The organism is Pseudomonas nitroreducens, assembly GCF_010994165.1.
Lineage (GTDB): Bacteria > Pseudomonadota > Gammaproteobacteria > Pseudomonadales > Pseudomonadaceae > Pseudomonas > Pseudomonas nitroreducens.
Map to the genome: position 1 here is coordinate 831,868 of NZ_WMBX01000003.1, position 19,691 is coordinate 851,558.

Below are 19,691 nucleotides of genomic sequence, written 5' to 3' on the forward strand. Positions count from 1 at the left end.
CGTCGCGTAGTATGCCTCATGGGGCAGTGTGGATATCTCGTTCTGTGGCTGGGAAGTCAACGGACCTCAGAAGTCATATCGCAGGCGCGCCTCCAGGTTACGGCCGTTGAAGTCTTTGCTGCCTTCGTAGCGATAGCCGCCTCCCAGGCTCACCGCACCCAGGCGATAGTCGAGCCCCAGGGCAGCTTCATAGCTATCGCGAGAAAGGCGTACACCTGTGGTTTCGAAGTCGCCTCCGCCGATCAGAAAGCTACTGGTGGTGGACGTGCGGTCACCAATCAGGTCGTGCCAGGCCATGAGCGACGCCTCCGGTACCAATTGGCCCTTCCCCGCAGGCAGCGCGCCAGCTACTCGCAAGCCGGCGCCGAGTTCGCCGCGCTCGTAGCGTTGGCTATTGACGTGAAGCGCCGCGCTGGAGCCACTCTCGTCGTAGTTGTCCAGTCGGATATTGCTGTAGCGCGCTCCCACTCGCGGCTCAAGAACTAGCCCGTGGGCCAAGGCAAAATCATACCCGGCCAGAAGGCTCATTCCGGCCAGTTTTCCGTGATAATTACCCTTGGCGCGGGTATCGGCGATGTAACGCTTGCTGTGGTTTTCGCTCCAGCCATAGGAGAGGTTGGCGTCTACGAAGTACCCGCCCTGCTGGTAGCTGCCATAGAGTGTTAGTGCGTTGCCGTCGATGTCGGTCTTGTTGCCGTTGTGGCTCTTGACGTTCCCGTCCATGTAGCCATATGCCAGTCCGGCAATCAGGCCAGGGGCCAGGACGGCGTCCGCCCCTGCGGCAATGCCGCTCGCGTTCATATCGAAGCCAGTGATGTCCTGGCGCCTGCCCTGGCTGCCGTGGCCGTCAAGCCCCTGAACCCAGACTCCACCCTTATCAAGGTTGTCGGGGAGTTGACGCAATGCCATACCACGCTGGCGGACGGCGTTTTCCATTTGCCGCTGCTGGGAGATGGCCGCTGCATTGGCCCCTCCATTCACCTCGGGATAGAGTGACTCGGCAAACTTGGCGATCTGCCCGGCGTCCGCGTTTGCAATCTGCTCGAAGATTGGGTCGGTGGGCAGAAGTTTGTCTATCTGACCGGAGAGCTCGCCAATGGCAGTCTGCGCATCCACGCTGGCGCCCTCCTCGGCGACTATCTGGCCGGCCTCTTCGCCGGTGATGGCTCGCAGGTTGGCGACCAGGGTGTTGCCTTCGAACTCATGGCTATTGACCGTCAGTAGCGCGGAAGTACTGGCGACTGACAGCTCACTGGCGGAGATGGGAACCTCTACCGATTCCTGGCCCAACTGGTACCAGCGGCTGGCGCTGATCAATTGATATCGCTGGTCGCCCTGGGTGCTGAAGTCGTTGGGTTTGGGTGTGAGCAGAATTCTGCTGCCCGGATCCACCTCCGCCTCGCCGGTAACCTTCAGAATCGGCCGGTTCTGCTCGGTGGCGCGGCTCAGCGTCAGCTCCATTTCGCTGCCGATCAGCTCCAGGTTGCCTTCCAGCACGGTGTGGGGCCGTAGCAGTGTCAGGCGGCCGCCGCCCAGTTCGAGGTAGCGGGTCTGGATCAGCGCGGAGTCCATGGCCACGTTGCCATCCACCTCGGTGACCCACATGTTACGGATATCGCCTTTCACTGCACCGCCATCGAAACTCGCAAGAGTGCCGCTGCTGGCTGTTGAGTCCGGCGAGAAGTTGCCTAACAGGGCGATCTGCCCTCCCGCGGTCAGACCATCCTCCTGTGTGTAGTAGATGCTGGTCTGGGAAAGATCGACAGCAGTACCGTCCGCCTGAATCAGGCCGGCGTTCTCGACCCCCAATCCTGATTCCACTTTCAGGGCAATCGAGCCTTGGCCCTTGGCGCTGATGGTGCCCCTGTTGTAGAGGACATCGTCTGACGTGTTGAGGAGCTTGTTGCCTTGGCCGAACAGCATTGCGACGCTGCGCGCGCCATCGGCGCTGATGGTGCCGCTGTTGCTGAAGGAGTAGAGCTTGCTGTTCTCGATGACCAGGTTCTGGAAATCATCCCCTTGGGAGTGGATGACTCCGCTGTTTTCGAAGCCGCCTCCCAGTGTCGACTGATCGATCAGCAGGTTGTAGTTGTCGAGGGTGGGGGAGAGGGCGCCCAACGTGTTGCTCTGGCTGATCGTACCCTGGTTGCTGAACTTGCCGCTGATGTTGGCCTTCCCCACATAGACGGTGGCATCGGCGATGTTGCTGGCTTGTAGCGATCCCGCCTGGACGAAGTCGCCCTGGATGCTGGCTGGTGAGCTGTTTCGTGACTGGAGGTAGAGCGCGCCATTGCCACTGATGGTCCCGGCGGTCGGGCCGCTCACCGTCACTGTGGCGTGATTGTTCAGACCGCCCTGAAAGGTGCCGGTGGCAGATATCCAGGCGGTGAGCAGCGGCTCGGTGGTGTGAGCCTCGCCAACCAGGTCGATCGAATTGGTATAGGTATCTGCCAACTGCAACGGATTGCCGATGACGGAAAGGCTCTCGGCGCACGCCTGGTCGGCCATGATTGAAGCAATAACGATAGCGAGACGGTGTCGGGTCGACATGTAACCTCCTGATTGTTGGGGCTATCCCTGGAAAAGGCAGGAGGCTACGGCGATTCAGGTGGGGGAAATATCAGTTGCGTCCGAAAACGTTGTAGTTAACGGGTGATCGTTGGCGTCGCCTTATGCAATAGACGCACTCGGCAGAGCAGGGCTTTCGGGTGTCAGATAGCGCTGCAGTTGGTGTTGCTGTTGAGCATTGAGAAACAGCCCGAGCTTGGTGCGGCGCCAGAGGATGTCGTCGGCGTCGCGGGCCCATTCCTCGCGGACCAGGTATTCCACTTCCCGCGCATAGAGCCCGGCGCCCAGGTGTTCGCCCAGTTCGCTGAGGTTGTGCGCGCCGTCGAGCAGCTTCCAGATGCGGCTGCCGTAGGTGCTGGCCCAGCGCCGGGCGAGGGCCGAGTCGAGCTGGCGCAGGCGCTCCATGAGCTGGATGGCCAGGTCTTCCACGGTGGTCATGGCTTCGCCGCCGGGCAGCGGGGAACTGGCGGTCCAGCTCGCTTTCATCACGCCGGCGAAGTGCGGCGCCAACTGCTCCAGTGCGGCCTCGGCGAGCTTGCGGTAAGTAGTCAGCTTGCCGCCGAAGACCGACAGCAGCGGCGCTTCGCCAGGGGTGTTGTCCAGCGCCAGGGTGTAGTCGCGGGTGACCGCGGACGGATCGTCGGACTCGTCGTCGCACAACGGGCGCACGCCGGAGAAGCTGCGCAGGATGTCCTGTCGGCTCAACTGGCGCTTGAAATGCGCGTTGACCACATTGAGCAGGTAGTCGGTCTCGGCTTCGCTGATGCTGATCTGCGCCGGGTCGCCCTGGTATTCGCGGTCGGTGGTGCCGATCAGGGTGAACTGGCGCAGGTAGGGGATCGCGAAGACGATGCGCCGATCCTCGTTCTGCAGGATGTATGCGTGCTCGCCGTCGTAAAGGCGCGGCACGATCAGGTGGCTGCCCTGGATCAGACGGATGCCGTAGGGCGGTTTCTGGCGCAGTTCCTCGCGCAGGAAGCGGTCGACCCAGGGGCCGGCGGCGTTGACCAGCGCGCGGGCGCGGATCGAGTAGAGGCTGCCGTCGCGGCGTTCCAGGTGCAGGTGCCACAAACCCTTGCTGCGCCGCGCGCTGACGCAGCGGGTGTGCGGGTGGATATGCGCGCCGTTCTCGCGTGCGGCCATGGCGTTGAGTACCACCAGGCGGGCGTCGTCCACCGAGCAGTCGGAATATTCGAATCCGCGGGTGATCTCGGCCTTGAGCGGACTGTCGATGCCGAAGCGTACGCTACGGGATGCCGGCAGCTTCTCGCGCTTGCCCAGGTGGTCGTAGAGGAACAGGCCGGCACGGATCATCCAGGCCGGGCGCAGGTGCGGGCGGTGCGGTAGCACGAAGCGCAGCGGATGGACGATGTGCGGAGCCTTGGCCAGCAGTACCTCGCGCTCGGCGAGGGCTTCGCGGACCAGGCGGAATTCGTGGTGTTCCAGGTAGCGCAGGCCGCCGTGGATCAGCTTGCTGCTGGCGGAGGAGGTGTGGGCGGCGAGGTCATGCTGTTCGCAAAGGAACACCGACAGCCCGCGCCCGGCGGCGTCCGCCGCGATCCCCGCGCCATTGATGCCGCCGCCGACGACGGCCAGGTCATAGACTTCGGCAAGGGGCGCGTGGCGCGAGCGGGTGGAATTCATGGGGCCGCCTGGTGTTGAAAGTGAATCTTTTATGTTCGTTTTCGAAAATATCCTAGTTCAGTGAACGAAAAATGACCAGCCTTTGGCGCGAATTCGCGCAGGTATTCGTCTGAATGTTCGAAAGTGAAATGACTGGGAAGTCTCAGACCAGCTCGAGCTGAACCTTGTGCTGGCTCATCAGGCGCGCTACGGCGGCGGGTGGCGGGCTGTCGGTGAAGACCCGGTTGACCAGGGAGATCGGGCCCAGGCGCACCATGGCGTTGCGGCCGAACTTGCTGGAGTCGGCGGCGAGGAATACCTGCCGCGCGTTATCGATGATGGCGCGGGAGACGCGCACTTCCTGGTAGTCGAAGTCCAGCAGGCTGCCGTCTTCGTCGATGCCGCTGATGCCCACCACGGCGAAGTCGACGCGAAATTGCTCGATGAAATCCACTGCCGCCTGCCCGACCACACCGCCGTCGCTGCGCACCGTGCCGCCGGCGATCAGTACTTCGAAATCGTCCTTGCCGGCGAGGATGCTGGCGACGTGCAGGTTGTTGCTGATGACCTTCAGGTTCCGGTGGCCGAGCAGGGCGCGGGCGATGGCTTCGGTGGTGGTGCCGATGTTGATGAACAGCGAGGCATTGTCCGGGATGTGCGCGGCGATGGCTTCGGCGATGCGCTGCTTCTCGTCGCGCATCTGGTCGGCGCGGGTGTTGTAGGCGGTGTTCTCGATGCTCGAGTCCCAGGCCGCGCCGCCGTGGTAGCGGCGCAGCAGGTTCTGCTCGGCCAGTTGGTTGATGTCGCGGCGGATGGTCTGCGGCGTGACGGCGAACTGCTGGGCGATCTCTTCGATGCTCAGGTAGCCGCGTTCGCGGACCAGATCGAGGATGTTCTGCTGGCGGGGTGGCAGGTTCATGCGGTTCGCTCGTGCGGACGGGCCGGGAGGGCAAGGATGCCGCACTGAGCCGACGCTGTCATGGACTTGTAGGAGCGAGGGGGACGCCATCGTTATTGCTCGCGGACCCCGCCGTGTTCTGTGGAATCAAGCGGTTCGCGAACAAGGACTGGGCGTCCCCCTCGGTCCTACAGCAGAGCAATCAGTCTTCCGCTGCCCAGCCACGGGTGCGCTCGACGGCTTTTTGCCAGCCCTTGTATAGCCGCGCGCGCTCGGCTTCGTCGCAGGCCGGCTGGAATACCCGCTCGATCACTGCCTTGTTCTTCAGCTCTGCGAGGTCGCCCCAGAAGCCACAGGCCAGGCCCGCCAGTACGGCGGCGCCGAGGGCGGTGGTCTCGCGCATCTGTGGGCGCTCCACCGGAGTGCCGAGGATGTCGGCCTGGAACTGCATGAGGAAGTTGTTGGCTACCGCGCCACCGTCCACGCGCAGCGCGCGCAGCGGTTCGCCGGCGTCCTGCTGCATGGCGTCGAGCACGTCGCGGGTCTGGTAGGCGATGGATTCGAGGGTGGCGCGGATCAGGTGATCGGCTTTTACCCCGCGGGTCAGGCCGAACAGCGCGCCACGGGCGTACGGGTCCCAGTAGGGCGCGCCCAGGCCGGTGAAGGCGGGGACCAGGTAGACGCCGTTGCTGTCCTTCACCTTGGTAGCGAAGTACTCGGAGTCGTGGGCATCGTTGATCACTTTCAGCTCGTCGCGCAGCCACTGCACGGTAGAGCCGCCGTTGAACACTGCGCCCTCCAGCGCATAGGCGACTTCGCCACGCGGGCCGCAGGCGATGGTGGTGAGCAGGCCGTGGGTGGACTTCACCGCCTTGTCGCCGGTGTTCATCAACAGGAAGCAGCCGGTGCCGTAGGTGTTCTTCGCCTGACCCGGTTCCACGCACATCTGGCCGAACAGTGCGGCCTGCTGGTCGCCGGCGATCCCGGCGATGGGCGTGCGGTGCACCCCGAGGCCGCCGACCTTGGCGTGGCCGTAGACTTCGGAAGATGCGCGTACCTGCGGCAGCATGGCGCGCGGCACATCCAGCGCGGCGAGCAGGCGCTCGTCCCAGTCAAGCGTGTGGATATCGAACATCAGGGTGCGCGAGGCATTGGTGTAGTCGGTGACGTGCACCTCGCCTTCGGTGAGCTTCCAGATCAGCCAGCTGTCGACCGTGCCGAACAGCAGCTCGCCGCGCTGTGCACGTTCGCGGGCGCCTTCGACGTTGTCGAGGATCCACTTGAGCTTGGTGCCGGAGAAGTAGGGGTCGATGACCAGCCCCGTGGTATCGCGGATGTGCTGTTCCAGGCCATCGCGCTTGAGCTGCTCGCAGATGGCCGCGCTGCGCCGGCATTGCCAGACGATGGCATTGTGGATCGGCCGGCCGCTGGCCTTGTCCCACACCAGGGTGGTTTCGCGCTGGTTGGTGATGCCGATGGCCGCCACCTCGGCAACGCTGATGTTGGCCTGGGCGAGCGCCTCGACCAGGGTCGAGCTCTGGGTCGCCCAGATTTCCATCGGGTCGTGCTCGACCCAGCCCGGCTGCGGGTAGATCTGCGCGAACTCGCGCTGGGCCACGCTGACCACGTTGGCGTCATGGTCGAAGATGATGGCGCGCGAGCTGGTGGTGCCCTGGTCGAGGGCGACGACGTATTTCTTGTTCGTAAGGTTCGTCATGGCGGCGGCCTTGTGCGGATTCCGTTCGGCAGTCCCGGCCACGCGGGCCGGAAGGTGAATGGCGCAGACCATACGGGATTCGTCCGCGCCGGTGAAGCGAACACCGTGCAGTGCAGCACGCCTTGGCTTACTGTTATGCGCTGGAAAGCCGCTTGCGAGAAGCCCGCCGATCATGACCCCCGCCATCGACCTGCTGAAGAAGAACCGCGCCGAACACCACGTGCTGAGCTATGAGCACGACCCGAAGGCGCCATCCTATGGCCTGGAGGCCGCCGAGAAACTCAACCTCGACCCTGCGCGGGTGTTCAAGACCCTGCTGGCGGCCAGCGAGAAGGGCGAGTTGCTGGTGGCGGTGGTGCCCGTGGTGGGCACGTTGGATCTCAAGGCGCTGGCCCATGCGGCGGGCGTGAAGAAGGCCGACATGGCCGACCCGAACGCCGCGCAACGCGCCACCGGCTACCTGGTCGGCGGCATCAGCCCTCTGGGGCAGAAGAAACGCTTGCGCACCTTCATCGACGAATCCGCCCGGGGGTTCCCCACCATCCACGTCAGCGCCGGCCGCCGTGGGCTGGAAGTGGAGTTGAGCGCCGAGACGCTGGCCGGGCTGACATCGGCGGCCTTCGCCCCCATCGGTCGGGGTTGAGCGAACGACTGTCTGCTCGCTTCTGTACGGTTCGTCGTTCATCGGCTTCTGTCATGCTCGGACATCACTTTTCAGGAGACTGCCATGCTGCTCGATTTTCACCAGGTAGACGCTTTCACTGATCGCCCGTTCGCCGGCAACCCGGCCATGGTGTACCGCCTCGATGCCTGGTTGAGCGACGAACTGATGCAGCAGATCGCCGCCGAGCACAACCTGTCTGAGACCGCCTTCCTGGTGAGGGAGCCGGCCGGCTGGCGCATCCGCTGGTTCACCCCGACCGCCGAGGTGCCGCTGTGCGGCCACGCCACCCTGGCCAGCGCCCACGTGCTGTTCGAAGTGTTCGACGAGCCGGGCGAAGTGCTGGAGCTGAACTCCCTGTCCGGTCCGCTGCGTGTGACTCGTGAGGAAGGCCGGCTGGCACTGAACTTCCCGGCGCAGCCGCCGAGCGAATCCGGCTCTACGGTGGAGTTGCAGAATGCGCTGGGCGTCGACGTGGTGGACGCACTGAACACCGCCAACCACCTGCTGGTGCTGCTGGAGTCGGAACAGGCGGTGCGCGACTGCCAGCCCGATTTCGCTGCTCTCGCGCGCCTGCCGTACCTGGGTGTGATCGTCACCGCGCGCAGCGACGGCTATGACTTCGTTTCGCGCTTCTTCGCCCCGGCCATCGGCCTCAACGAGGACCCGGTGACCGGCGCCGCCCACTGCGTGCTGATCCCCTACTGGTCGCGTCGCCTGAACAAGCTGCAGATGCGCGCCTTCCAGGCCTCCGCACGCGGCGGCGAGCTGTGGTGCCGCCTGGAAGGCGAGCGCGTCAGCATCGCCGGCTACGCACGTCTGGTCGCCAGCGGTCGTCTGCTGGTTGTTTGATCTGTGACCGGGGGGCTTTGCGCTCCCCGGCGTAGGCTGGCCTTCACTGGAAACCGCGCCCGTTCGGCGCGGCTCACCGACCTGGAGGCAGGCCCATGGCCCTTCTGCTCATCGCTGACTATCACGTTACCGACGACTCCGCCGTCCTGGCGCCCGCTACCCTGAACGCTCTGGCCGCCGCCCGGCAGATCGGCGGCGAAGTTCATCTGCTGCTTGCGGGCAGTGGCCTCGAGGAACTGGCGACGCAGGCTTGTGGTGTCGAGGGCGTTGATCGCGTCCTGCTGGCAGGCGATCCCGCCTACGACCACCTGCTGGCGGAAAACCTCTCGGCACTGGTGGTGCAACTGGCTCCGCGTTACCGCCACATCCTCGCGCCGGCCACCGCCGTGGGCCGCGATTGCCTGCCGCGCATCGCAGCCTTGCTGGATGTGGATGCGGTCTCCGACGTCATCGCCGTCATCGACGAACAGACCTTCCAGCGCCCGATCTACGCCGGCAATGCCATCGCCACGGTGCGCTGCGAGGGGCCGTCGATCGTGCTGGGCATTCGCCCAACCGCTTTCGATCCGCTGGCACTGGCCGGCGGCAATGCCGAACTGGAGCGTATCGGCGGGGCGGGCGATCTCGGTCTGTCGCAGTGGCAGGGCGAGGAACACCCGGACTTCGAGCGCCCTGCGCTGGAGTCGGCGAAGGTCATAGTTGCCGGCGGGCGTGGGCTGCAAACCGAAGAAGGCTTCGCCGCGCTCTATCCGCTGGCGGACCAGCTGCACGGCGCCGTGGGTGCGTCACTGGCAGCGGTAGATGCCGGCTTTGCCCCGGCGGAATTGCAGATTGGCCAGTCCGGGCGCATCGTCGCGCCGGAGCTTTATCTCGCCGTGGGGATCTCAGGGGCCGTGCAGCACGTGGCGGGCATGAAGGACGCCAAGGTCATCGCGGCGATCAATCTCGATCCGGACGCGCCGATCTTCGAGATCGCCGACTATGGCTTGCAGGGCGACCTGTTCGAGTTGTTGCCTGAACTGGAGAAGGCGCTCGCCTAGAGCGCCACGCCGCCCTGCGCCGGGAACAGCACCAGATGCTCGGCGGCGACGCCGATGCCCACTTCATCGCCCGGCTGGTGGTCGGCATGGCTGGGGAACAGCGATTCCAGCTGGGTGCCGGTGGGCAATTGCAGGCGATACAGGGTAGCCGCACCGAGGAACGACTTGCCGACGATGCGCGCCTTCAGCGCGCCATCGGCGGCCGGCACCAGGTCATCCGGGCGCAGCAATACATCCACCGCGCAGCCGTCGGGCAGGCAGTAGGCGCGGTTGCCGCGCAGCAGGCCCAGCTCGGTCTGCACCGCATCGGTCCCGCACATCTGTCCACGAATGAAATAGCCCTGGCCGACGAAACTGGCGACGAAGGGCGTCTGCGGCTCGTGGTAGAGATTGAATGGCGTATCCCACTGCTCAAGCAGGCCGTTGCGGAACACACCGACATGATCGCTGACGGCGAAGGCTTCTTCCTGGTCGTGGGTGACCAGAATCGCACTGGTGCCACGCGCCTTGAGGATGTCGCGCACCTCATGGCTGAGCTGGCGGCGCAGCTCCACGTCGAGATTGGAGAAGGGTTCGTCGAGCAGCAGCAGTTGCGGCTGCGGGGCCAGTGCACGGGCCAGGGCCACGCGCTGTTGTTGGCCGCCGGAAAGCTCATGGGGGAAACGCTGGCCGAGGCCGTCGAGCTTCACCAGCTCCAGCAGCTCACCGACGATGCGCTCGCGCTCGGGGTGCTTGCGGATGCCGAAGGCGACGTTATCCGCCACCGACAGGTGTGGGAACAGCGCGTAGTCCTGGAATACCATGCCGATTCGGCGCTTCTCCGGCGACAGGGTGAAGCCGGGGCGGGAAATCACTTCGCCGCCCAGTTCGATACGCCCGCCCTGCACCGGCTCGAAACCGGCGATGGCGCGCAGGGTGGTGGTCTTGCCGCAGCCCGAGGGGCCGAGCAGGCAGCCGATGTCGCCGGCGTTCAGGTGCAGTCTGACGCCTTGCACCACACGCTGCTGTTCATAGCCACAGGAAAGGTCATCGAGGGTGAGCAGCAGCGGTTTGGTCATCGGGCTCGAAACAGGAGGGCTCAGGCGTAATGCGCGTGCTCGACCAGCAGTTCGAGCAGGGCTTTCTGGGCGTGGAGACGGTTTTCCGCCTGGTCCCAGGCCACGGAGCGCGCGTCGTCCAGCAGGTCTTCGCTGATCTCTTCGCCACGGTGGGCCGGCAGGCAGTGCATGAATAGTACATCCGCCGCCGCGCCATCGAGCAGCGCACGTGTTACCTGATATGGCTGGAACAGGCGCAGGCGCGCGGTTGCTTCGTCCTCCTGGCCCATGGAAGCCCAGACGTCGGTGCTCACCAGATGTGCGCCGGCGACCGCTTCGCGCGGGTCACGGAAGATATTCACGCGCTCGCCGGCCTGCTCCATCAGGGCAGCGTTGGGCTCGTAGCCTTCCGGGCAGGCCACATTCAGTTGGAAGTCGAAGCGGATTGCCGCCTCGATGTAGCTGTTGCACATGTTGTTGCCGTCGCCGATCCAGGCCACGGTCTTGCCGGCGATGCTGCCGCGGTGCTCATGGAAGGTCTGCATGTCGGCCAGCAACTGGCACGGATGCAGGTCGTCCGACAGGCCGTTGATCACCGGCACGCGGGAGTTCTCGGCGAACTCGATCAGGTTGCTGTGGGCGAAGGTGCGGATCATCACGGCATCGACCATCCGCGACATCACCCGCGCGGCGTCGGCGATCGGCTCGCCACGGCCCAGCTGGGTATCGCGCGGGGAGAGGAAGATGGCCTGGCCGCCGAGCTGGATCATCCCGGCTTCGAAGGAGATTCGCGTCCGGGTCGAGGCCTTCTCGAAGATCATGCCCAGCACGCGGTTCTTCAGCGGTTCGTAGAGCACACCTCGGTCGCGCAGGTCCTTCAGCTCGGTGGCACGGCGGATCAGACCGAGCAGTTCGTCGGTCGTGTAATCCAGCATCGAGAGGAAGTGACGTGCGCTCATGGTTCGTACCTACTACTTATTCTCAGAATCAGGCCGAGGTACCGACCGGCTTTCGTGAGAAAAAACGGGCTGAACCTGCGGCGGGACCGCATGGAGCGGAAAATGGGGGAAGGCGCGATCCTATAAGGAAATGACGGATCTACGCAAGTTTCACCCGGAAGGCCCGTCGGGCGGGGCTTGACCATGGTCGTTCCTGATGCCGCGCAATTCACCCGACGGAAGCTGGTGGTGCTTCGCCGGGACTGGATTCATAGTGCTTGCGACCCCGCGACCGGCTCCATGAGCGCCGGCGACAACAATAACGAGGCGAGCCATGAGCAAGACCCTCCACCACCGTGCGTGCCATCTGTGCGAGGCCATCTGCGGCCTGACCATCGAGACCGAGGACGAGCGCATTCTGTCCATCAAGGGTGACGCCCAGGACAGCTTCAGCCGTGGCCACATCTGCCCCAAGGCGGTGGCGCTGCAGGATATCCAGAACGACCCGGACCGCCTGCGCCAGCCGGTGCGCCGTGTCGGCAACGAGTGGCAGCCGATCGGCTGGGACGAGGCCTTCGAGCTGATGGCCACGCGCCTGGCGGAAATCCGCGAGCGCCACGGTAGCAACGCCGTGGCGGTGTACCAGGGCAATCCGAGCGTGCACAACTACGGGTTGATGACCCACAGCAACTATTTCCTCGGCCAGTTGAAGACCCGCAACCGCTACTCGGCGACCTCGGTGGACCAACTGCCGCATCATCTGGTCAGCCAGCAGATGTTCGGCCATGGCCTGCTGATCCCGATTCCGGACATCGACCACACCGACTTCATGCTGATCCTGGGCGGCAACCCGCTGGCGTCCAACGGCAGCATCATGACCGTGCCGGACGTGGAGAAACGTCTGAAGGCCGTGAAGGCGCGCGGCGGCAAGCTGGTGGTGGTCGACCCGCGTCGCACCGAGACGGCGGCGATTGCGGACCAGCACCTGTTCGTGCGCCCCGGCGAAGATGCCGCGCTGTTGCTGGGCATCCTCGACACGCTGCTCAGCGAAGGTCTGACCCGCGAATCCTCGTTGCCGGTCAACGGCCTGGGCGCGGTGCGTGAGGCGCTGGCGCCCTTCAAGGTCGAATCCATGGCCGTTCGCTGCGGCGTGCCGGCCGACGCCATCCGCCAGTTGGCGCGGGATTTCGCCGCCGCCGACAAGGCCGTCTGCTACGGGCGTATGGGCGTTTCCACCCAGGTTTTCGGAAGCCTCTGTCAGTGGCTGGTGCAATTGATCAACCTGGTCACCGGCAACCTCGACCGCGTCGGCGGCACCCTGTGCACCACGCCGGCGGTGGACCTGGTGGCGACCACGGCAGGTGGCGCGTTCAACCGCTGGCAGAGCCGTGTGTCCGGCCTGCCGGAATATGGCGGCGAATTGCCGGTGGCAGCGCTGGCCGAAGAGATGCTCACCGAAGGCGAAGGGCAGGTGCGTGCGCTGGTGACAGTGGCGGGCAACCCGGTGCTGTCCACGCCTAATGGCCGACGCCTGGAACAGGCGCTGGACGGCCTGGAGTTCATGCTCAGCGTGGACCTCTATATCAACGAAACCACGCGCTACGCCGACCTGATCCTGCCGCCCACCGCGCCACTGGAGCACGATCATTACGACACCACCTTCAATGTCTTCGCGGTGCGCAATGTCACCCGCTTCAACGAGGCGATCCTGCCGAAACCCGAGGGCGCATTGCACGACTGGGAAATCTTCGTCGGTCTGGCCAAGGCTTATGCGGCACGCAGCGGCACCGAGCTGAAACCGACTATGGCGCCGGAACAGATGATCGAGATGGGCCTGCGCTTCGGCCCTTATGGCGATGCCAGCGAGCACAAGCTCAACCTGGCGCGGCTGCGCGAACACCCCCATGGGCTGGACCTGGGGCCGTTGCAGCCGAACCTGGCGCCGCGGCTGAAGACGGCCAGCCGCAGCATCGAGGCGGCGCCGGAAATCTTCCTCAATGACCTGCGTCGCTTCGCCGATACCCAGTCGCCGGCCATTGACCAGCTGCTGCTGATCGGTCGCCGCCATGTGCGCAGCAACAACTCCTGGATGCACAACTATCACCGCCTGGTGAAGGGCAAGCCGCGGCACCAACTGCTCATGCACCCGCAGGACCTCGCCTCGCGCGGGCTGGTGGACGGGCAGAAGGTACGTGTGCGCTCGCGGGTCGGCAGTATCGAGATCGAGGTGGCGGCCAGCGACGAAGTCATGGCCGGGGTCGTCAGCCTGCCCCACGGCTGGGGGCACGCACGGCCGGGCGTGCAGCTGTCGATTGCTCGCGAGCAGGGCGGCGCCAGTGCCAATGACCTCACCGACGAGCGACATCTGGATGCGCTCTCCGGAAACACCGCGCTGAACGGTGTGCCAGTGGAGGTCGAGGCGGCCTGACAGGCTGTCGCAAGGCATCTGCAAAGCCGAGCGTAGCGCTCGGCTTTGCAGTACAATGCGCGGTACCGTGCCGGCCATCGCCATCCGAGGAGGCGGCTGCCGGATCAGTATCTGATAGTTCAGCCGAGGAAGTTCATGGATATCATCGATACCATCAAAGAGCAGATCGCCAACAACCCTGTCCTGCTGTACATGAAGGGTTCGCCGAATGCTCCGCAGTGCGGTTTCTCGTCCCGCGCCGCCCAGGTCCTGATGGCTTGTGGCGAGAAGTTCGCCTACGTCGACATCCTGCAGAATCCGGAAATCCGCGCCAACCTGCCCAAGTACGCCAACTGGCCGACCTTCCCGCAACTGTGGGTCGGTGGCGAGCTGGTCGGTGGCAGCGACATCCTGGCCGAGATGTTCGAAAAGGGTGAGCTGCAACCGCTGATCAAGGACGCCGTAGGCAAGGCCAACGCCTGAGTCTTTCGTGCTGTCGCACAAAGCCCCGCCTTGGCGGGGCTTTGTTTTTGGGAAGAGATAAAGGATGAGTGAACAATCACGGGCCAACGCCGCACGCTGGGCGTGTGGCTATTGCTTCGCCATGGGCGGCATGGTGCATGGCAGCCTGATGGGCCGGGTGCCGGCGCTGAAGAACATGACCGGCGTGGACGAGCAGCAACTGGGCCAGGCGTTGCTGGGCGCCGGAGTGGGCGCGCTGCTGGCATTCGTTTTCGCCGGGGCATTGGTACGGCGTTATGGCAGCCGGGCGATCACGGTGGTTTCCGGGTTGGCGCTGATGGCTTGCTTCCCATTGCTCGGGCTGGCGCCTAACGTCTGGTACCTGGCAGCGGGGCTGCTGCTGGTTGGCCTGACCTTCGCCACCATGGACGTGGCCATGAACACCCAGGCGGTGGAAGTGGAGCGGCGCCTCGGCCGGCCGTGCATCTCCAGCCAGCATGGCATGTACAGCCTGGGCGGACTCACCGGCGCCATCGGCGCGGCGATCTTTGCCGGCATGGCGCCTGTCTGGCACTTCACCCTGCTGGCAGTCATCGCGGTGGCGATCCTGCCGTTCTTCGCCCGTCATCTGTTCGAAGGGCGCCCGGAGCCCACGGAGGAGGAGGCGCCAGCCCAACGTGGCTGGCGCCTGCCGCCACCGGCACTGATAGGTCTTGGGGTGCTGACGCTGTGCGCGTTCGTTTCCGAAGGCGCGGTCGCCGACTGGGGCGCCCTGTTGCTGCACCAGGTCATGGGAGCGTCGGAGCGAGTGGCGGCACTGGGCTTCGCGGCGTTCTCCGCGACCATGGTGCTGGGGCGTCTGTTCGGTGACCGCCTGCGCGTGCGCTTCGCCGACGAGGCGCTGGTACGCAACCTGGCGCTGCTGGCCATTGCGGGGATGCTGCTGGCGCTGTTCAGCCCGTGGATTTCCGGCGCGATTGCCGGTTTCGCCCTCGTGGGCGCGGGGTTGTCGGTGGTGGTGCCGATCCTGATCGGCGCGGCAGGCAACCGGCCGGGCGTCGAGCCTTCGCGCGGCGTGGCCGCAGTGGCGTCGTTCGGCTATGGCGGCTTGTTGCTGGGCCCGCCGTTGATCGGCTTCCTCGCCGAGCACGTGGGGCTGCGCCTGTCGCTGCTGGTGGTGATCGGACTGTGCGCTGGCCTGGTATTCAAGGCCGGGCTGGTGCGGCGTCCGCCGAAGGCGAACGGCTAGAAGGGAAGGGCACCGGCGTCCACAACCGCGCCGGTGCCTTGTTCCTGATCAGTCGTCTTCGTGCATGTGCGACTGCAGATAGTTTTCCAGACCGACTTTCTGGATCAGGCCGAGCTGGGTTTCCAGGTAGTCGATGTGCTCTTCCTCGGACTCGAGGATGTCCTTGAGCAGGTCGCGGCTGACGTAGTCATGCACGCTTTCGCAATGCACGATGGCGTCGCGCAGGTCCTTGGTGGCCTTGAGCTCCAGGTTCAGGTCGCACTGCAGCATTTCCTGGGTGTTCTCGCCGATCAGCAGCTTGCCCAGGTCCTGCAGGTTGGGCAGGCCTTCGAGGAACAGGATGCGTTCGATGAGCTTGTCGGCGTGCTTCATCTCATCGATGGACTCGTGGTACTCGTGCGCGCCGAGGCGCTTCAGGCCCCAGTCGTTCCACATGCGCGAGTGCAGGAAGTACTGGTTGATGGCGATCAGCTCGTTGCCGAGGATCTTGTTCAGAAGCTGGATGACTTTCTTGTCGCCTTTCATGCCGGGGTCCTGCCGTGTGGAGTGGGAGAGATTGAAATTCTCGCCCCCTTATAACCATATGTCAAACATAAGTGCTTGAATTTGTTATAAAAAGGAATATGAATGCGAATGTTTTCATTCCGCATCCCGGCGCTAAATCCCTGAATTTCAGACATAAAAAAACCGGGCCAGTGCCCGGTTTCTTCGGAGTTCCTGCTGAACGGATCAGCGGTATTTTTTCAGCTCGCCGCGTAGGCCAGGTTGTAGTTCATGCTCTGGGCGCTTTGCAGTTCGCCGAGCGTATCGCGAACGACCTGTTTGGCCAGGCACGCGCACTTTCCGCATTGGGTGCCGACGCCGGTGCACTCGCGCACCTCGCGATAGTTGCAAGCACCATCGTAGATCGCATCGCGGATCTGAGTATCGGTGACACCTTGGCAGAGGCAGACGTACATGGATGCACTACTAGTCGCTGAGGAGTTGTTGGAAGCGATACTAATAATAATGAGAATGATTGTCAAAGTTTCCCCGGTGCGCATCCAGACGGTCTGACAAATGGTCATCGGGCTCAATGACTTAGCGTCTAACCCGCGTGGATTGCGGGCTGCGCGCATAGGCACCGGGAGCGATATGTTTTTTGCAGGAGCGAGCTTGCTCGCGAACAGGGGCAGCTATGGCGCCAATCCCGCCTGTCAGGCATCCGAAGGCGCTGGGGTTCGCGAGAGCAAGCTCGCTCCTGCAGGTAAGGCGGGGTGCTGATGCAGGCTCCATGAAAAAGCCCCGCCAGTGCGGGGCTTTTTCATGGAGCGTTGAAGCCGATCAGTGATCGTCTTCCATCCAGCCACCGAACTCCTTCCAGCGGTTGACGATGCCGCAGAACAGCTCGGCGGTCTTCTCGGTGTCGTAGCGCGCCGAGTGCGCTTCGCGGTTGTCGAACTCGATGCCGGCGGTCTGGCAGGCTTTCGCCAGGACGGTCTGGCCGTAGGCGAGGCCGGCGAGGGTCGCGGTGTCGAAGCTGGAGAAGGGATGGAATGGGTTGCGCTTCACGCCGCTGCGGTTCACCGCTGCGTTGAGGAAGCCCAGGTCGAAGCTGCTGTTGTGGCCGACCAGGATCGCCCGCTTGCAGCCGTTGGACTTCAGCGACTTGCGGATGCCACGGAAGATCTCGGTCAGAGCCTGTTCTTCCGGCACGGCCATGCGCAGCGGGTGGTCCAGCTTGATGCCGGTGAACTCCAGCGCGGCCTGCTCGATGTTGGCGCCTTCGAAGGGCTCCACACGGAAGAAGTAGGTGTGCTCGGGGAACAGGTAGCCGCTTTCGTCCATGCCGATGGTGACGGCGGCGATTTCCAGCAGCGCGTCGGTGCCGGCGTTGAAGCCGCCGGTCTCGACGTCCACCACGACCGGCAGGTAGCCGCGGAAGCGACGTGCCATCGGGTGGCGCGGGCCGGGCGGGAAGGAACCGTCGAGTTCTTCTTCGAAGATTTCGTTCTCGTCACTCATGCCACGGTCTCCAGCAGGCGCCAGCGCAGTTTCTCGCCGGCACGCAGCGGGACTACATCGAAGTCGCCGAACGGCAGGGCCGCCGGCGCTTCCCATTCTTCACGCACCAGGGTGATGCGGTCGCTGTTGCGCGGCAGGCCGTAGAAGTCCGGGCCGTGCAGGCTGGCGAAGCCCTCCAGCTTGTCCAGCGCATTGCGTTGCTCGAAGGCTTCCGCGTACAGCTCGATGGCGGCGTAGGCGGTGTAGCAGCCGGCGCAACCACAGGCGGCTTCCTTGGCGTGGCGCGCGTGGGGTGCCGAGTCGGTGCCGAGGAAGAACTTCGGGCTGCCACTGGTGACCGCATCCAGCAGGGCTTCCTGGTGGGTGTTGCGCTTGAGGATCGGCAGGCAGTAGAAGTGCGGGCGGATGCCGCCAACCAGCATGTGGTTGCGGTTGTACAGCAGGTGGTGCGCGGTGATGGTGGCGCCGACGTTGGTCGGGGCGGCCTTGACGAAGGCGGCGGCATCGCCGGTGGTGATGTGCTCGAAGACTACCTTGAGAGTCGGGAAGCGCTCGACCACGCGGGTCAGGTGTTCGTCGATGAAGCGTTTCTCGCGGTCGAATACGTCGACGTCCGCGCGGGTCACTTCACCGTGTACCAGCAGCGGCAGGCCGACTTCGGCCATGGCTTCGAGGACATGGAAGATGTTGTCGACGCTGGTCACACCGGAATCGGAGTTGGTGGTGGCGCCGGCCGGATAGAGCTTGGCGGCGTGTACGAAGCCCGAGGCCTTGGCGGCTCGGACTTCCTCGGTGCTGGTGCGGTCGGTGAGGTAGAGCACCATCAGCGGCTCGAAGCGGCTGCCGGCCGGGCGGGCGGCCAGAATGCGCTGGCGGTAGGCGTCGGCTTCGGCGGCGTTGCGTACCGGCGGGACCAGGTTCGGCATGATGATGGCGCGGCCGAAGGTGCGGGCGGCATCGCCGACGGTTTGCGCGAGTGCGGCGCCGTCGCGCAGGTGGATGTGCCAGTCGTCGGGGCGCAGGAGTGTCAGGCGGTCGGACATGCGGATTCCAGGGGTGCGGTTGCAGCGGGAAGAGGGTGAAATGCTACCGGAAAAGGCCGCCGCCGGCACTCGCTATCAAGTTTTGCCGAGGCTGACCGATAGAATCTGGGACGCCCATTTGCCTGTGTGGATGCCACCGTGCGCCAGCCCTCCCTTCTCCTGCTCACACTTTGCGCCAGCCTGCCGGCCTGGGGGCTGACGTTCCAGCCGCGCCTGGAAAGCGCCCAGTGGACGGTGGCGGGCGATCAGTTCGAGTGCCGGTTGTCGCAGAGCGTGGGGGGCTTCGGCGTGGGCGAATTCGTCTGGCGCGCTGGGGAGCAACCGACCTTCCGCCTCAAATCCCAGCAGGGCTGGCTCGGCACGGGTTCGGCAACGCTGCTGGCCGCCGCGCCGCCGTGGCGGCCAGGGCAGGGCGACCTGAACCTGGGCTCGGTGAGCGTGGGTTCGGGGGAGGTGCCCTTCAACAGCACCCAGCAACAGGCCGGACGCCTGCTCGGCGGATTGCTCGAAGGGCGTACCCCGGAAGTCCGTCATCGCACCCGTACGGGTGAGAATCTGCTGGTGCGCTTGCTGCCCGCGCGTTTCGCCGATGGCTATGCGCAGTTCCAGGAATGTTCGACGAAGATGCTCCCGGTCAATTTCGACCAGGTGCGCCAGAGCCAGGTGGGCTTCCCGGACGGTGGCACCGAGGTCGACCCGCTGGGGCGCGCCAAGCTGGACATCATCCTGCAGTATATGAAGGCTGACCCGACGGTGAATCGCATCGAACTGGACGGGCATTCCGACAACAGCGGCAACCGCCTGGCCAATCGCGAGGCATCGCGCCGTCGCGCCATCGCGGTGATGGACTACCTCAAGGCCAACGGCGTAGCCGAGTCGCAGATCACCGTGCGTTTCTACGGCGAGCGCTATCCATTGGTTAAGAACAATTCCGCTGCCAACCGCGCGAAGAACCGCCGGGTGACGGTCAATCTGTCCCGCGAAGCGGTAACCGAAGACGCTCCGGGCGCACCCGCCGAGGCGCCCGTGGCGCCTGCCGCATCCGCTCCCTCCACGCCCGCGCCGGCTGCCAATGCCCCGACCCAAGGCGCGCCCTCGACGCCGGCCGCGAACGCCGCCACGTCCCCCGCCGCCCCCAAGGGGTGAACCTGCGGCGGCGGGTCGCACCGACGATAGTATTTGTCGCTTTGTC

At 64.8% G+C, this 19,691-nt stretch carries 17 protein-coding genes; 7 read left to right on the forward strand and 10 right to left on the reverse strand.

Features of this window, described 5'->3' with window-relative positions; genetic code table 11:
- Positions 1–66: 66 nt before the first annotated feature.
- The 4 genes from GJV37_RS17130 to glpK all read right to left on the reverse strand — a co-directional run bounded on the left by GJV37_RS17130 (position 67) and on the right by glpK (position 6,806).
- Positions 67–2,550: an autotransporter family protein gene (locus GJV37_RS17130; protein WP_170859097.1), complete on the reverse strand. Its 2,484-nt coding sequence runs from the start codon at positions 2,548–2,550 to the stop codon at positions 67–69.
- Positions 2,551–2,670: 120 nt separating this feature from the next.
- Positions 2,671–4,212 (reverse strand): glycerol-3-phosphate dehydrogenase, encoded by a 1,542-nt coding sequence (gene glpD, locus GJV37_RS17135; RefSeq protein WP_193452774.1) that lies wholly within the window; start codon positions 4,210–4,212, stop codon positions 2,671–2,673.
- A gap of 142 nt (positions 4,213–4,354) precedes the next feature.
- Positions 4,355–5,110, reverse strand: a complete 756-nt coding sequence (locus GJV37_RS17140) for a DeoR/GlpR family transcriptional regulator (protein WP_193452775.1) — start codon at positions 5,108–5,110, stop codon at positions 4,355–4,357.
- 181 nt (positions 5,111–5,291) lie between these two features.
- The gene (glpK, locus tag GJV37_RS17145; RefSeq protein ID WP_170859095.1) at positions 5,292–6,806 is read right to left on the reverse strand and encodes a glycerol kinase GlpK; all 1,515 of its coding nucleotides are present in this window, start codon (positions 6,804–6,806) and stop codon (positions 5,292–5,294) included.
- A gap of 172 nt (positions 6,807–6,978) precedes the next feature.
- On the opposite strand from glpK, the gene ybaK reads away from it, so the two are divergent.
- From ybaK to GJV37_RS17160, 3 genes are all read left to right on the forward strand, one after another.
- Positions 6,979–7,449: a Cys-tRNA(Pro) deacylase gene (gene ybaK, locus GJV37_RS17150; protein ID WP_024765392.1), complete on the forward strand. Its 471-nt coding sequence runs from the start codon at positions 6,979–6,981 to the stop codon at positions 7,447–7,449.
- Positions 7,450–7,533: 84 nt separating this feature from the next.
- The gene (locus GJV37_RS17155) at positions 7,534–8,319 is read left to right on the forward strand and encodes a PhzF family phenazine biosynthesis protein (protein WP_024765393.1); all 786 of its coding nucleotides are present in this window, start codon (positions 7,534–7,536) and stop codon (positions 8,317–8,319) included.
- Between the two features lie 95 nt (positions 8,320–8,414).
- A complete protein-coding gene (locus tag GJV37_RS17160) occupies positions 8,415–9,359 on the forward strand; it encodes an electron transfer flavoprotein subunit alpha/FixB family protein (RefSeq protein WP_193452776.1) in 945 nt (314 codons plus the stop codon).
- Here GJV37_RS17160 and GJV37_RS17165 read toward each other — a convergent pair.
- Positions 9,356–10,417 carry an ABC transporter ATP-binding protein gene (locus tag GJV37_RS17165; RefSeq protein WP_193452777.1) on the reverse strand — a complete coding sequence of 354 codons (1,062 nt, stop codon included), beginning with the start codon at positions 10,415–10,417 and terminating at the stop codon, positions 9,356–9,358. The genes GJV37_RS17160 and GJV37_RS17165 overlap by 4 nt on opposite strands.
- Positions 10,418–10,437: 20 nt before the next feature.
- Positions 10,438–11,355, reverse strand: a complete 918-nt coding sequence (gene argF / locus GJV37_RS17170) for an ornithine carbamoyltransferase (RefSeq protein ID WP_193452778.1) — start codon at positions 11,353–11,355, stop codon at positions 10,438–10,440.
- 313 nt (positions 11,356–11,668) lie between these two features.
- On the opposite strand from argF, the gene GJV37_RS17175 reads away from it, so the two are divergent.
- From GJV37_RS17175 to GJV37_RS17185, 3 genes are all read left to right on the forward strand, one after another.
- Complete coding sequence (locus tag GJV37_RS17175) at positions 11,669–13,762, forward strand: molybdopterin oxidoreductase family protein (RefSeq protein WP_193452779.1); 2,094 nt, start codon at positions 11,669–11,671, stop codon at positions 13,760–13,762.
- Between the two features lie 135 nt (positions 13,763–13,897).
- Positions 13,898–14,224, forward strand: a complete 327-nt coding sequence (grxD, locus tag GJV37_RS17180) for a Grx4 family monothiol glutaredoxin (protein ID WP_024765398.1) — start codon at positions 13,898–13,900, stop codon at positions 14,222–14,224.
- A 64-nt stretch (positions 14,225–14,288) separates the two neighbouring features.
- Positions 14,289–15,452 (forward strand): MFS transporter, encoded by a 1,164-nt coding sequence (locus tag GJV37_RS17185; RefSeq protein ID WP_193452780.1) that lies wholly within the window; start codon positions 14,289–14,291, stop codon positions 15,450–15,452.
- 48 nt (positions 15,453–15,500) lie between these two features.
- On the opposite strand, the gene bfrB is transcribed toward GJV37_RS17185, so the two are convergent.
- The 4 genes from bfrB to pyrC form a co-directional block, all read right to left on the reverse strand.
- The gene (gene bfrB / locus GJV37_RS17190; protein ID WP_170859090.1) at positions 15,501–15,977 is read right to left on the reverse strand and encodes a bacterioferritin BfrB; all 477 of its coding nucleotides are present in this window, start codon (positions 15,975–15,977) and stop codon (positions 15,501–15,503) included.
- A 218-nt stretch (positions 15,978–16,195) separates the two neighbouring features.
- Positions 16,196–16,411: a bacterioferritin-associated ferredoxin gene (locus GJV37_RS17195; protein ID WP_024765401.1), complete on the reverse strand. Its 216-nt coding sequence runs from the start codon at positions 16,409–16,411 to the stop codon at positions 16,196–16,198.
- A 364-nt stretch (positions 16,412–16,775) separates the two neighbouring features.
- Entirely contained in the window at positions 16,776–17,456 is a 681-nt protein-coding gene (gene rnt / locus GJV37_RS17200; RefSeq protein WP_037011317.1) for a ribonuclease T, read from the reverse strand.
- Entirely contained in the window at positions 17,453–18,499 is a 1,047-nt protein-coding gene (pyrC, locus tag GJV37_RS17205) for a dihydroorotase (protein WP_170859089.1), read from the reverse strand. The genes rnt and pyrC overlap by 4 nt, the downstream gene beginning before the upstream one ends.
- Positions 18,500–18,637: 138 nt before the next feature.
- On the opposite strand from pyrC, the gene GJV37_RS17210 reads away from it, so the two are divergent.
- Entirely contained in the window at positions 18,638–19,645 is a 1,008-nt protein-coding gene (locus GJV37_RS17210) for a flagellar protein MotY (protein ID WP_024765403.1), read from the forward strand.
- The last annotated feature ends 46 nt before the right edge of the window (positions 19,646–19,691 follow it).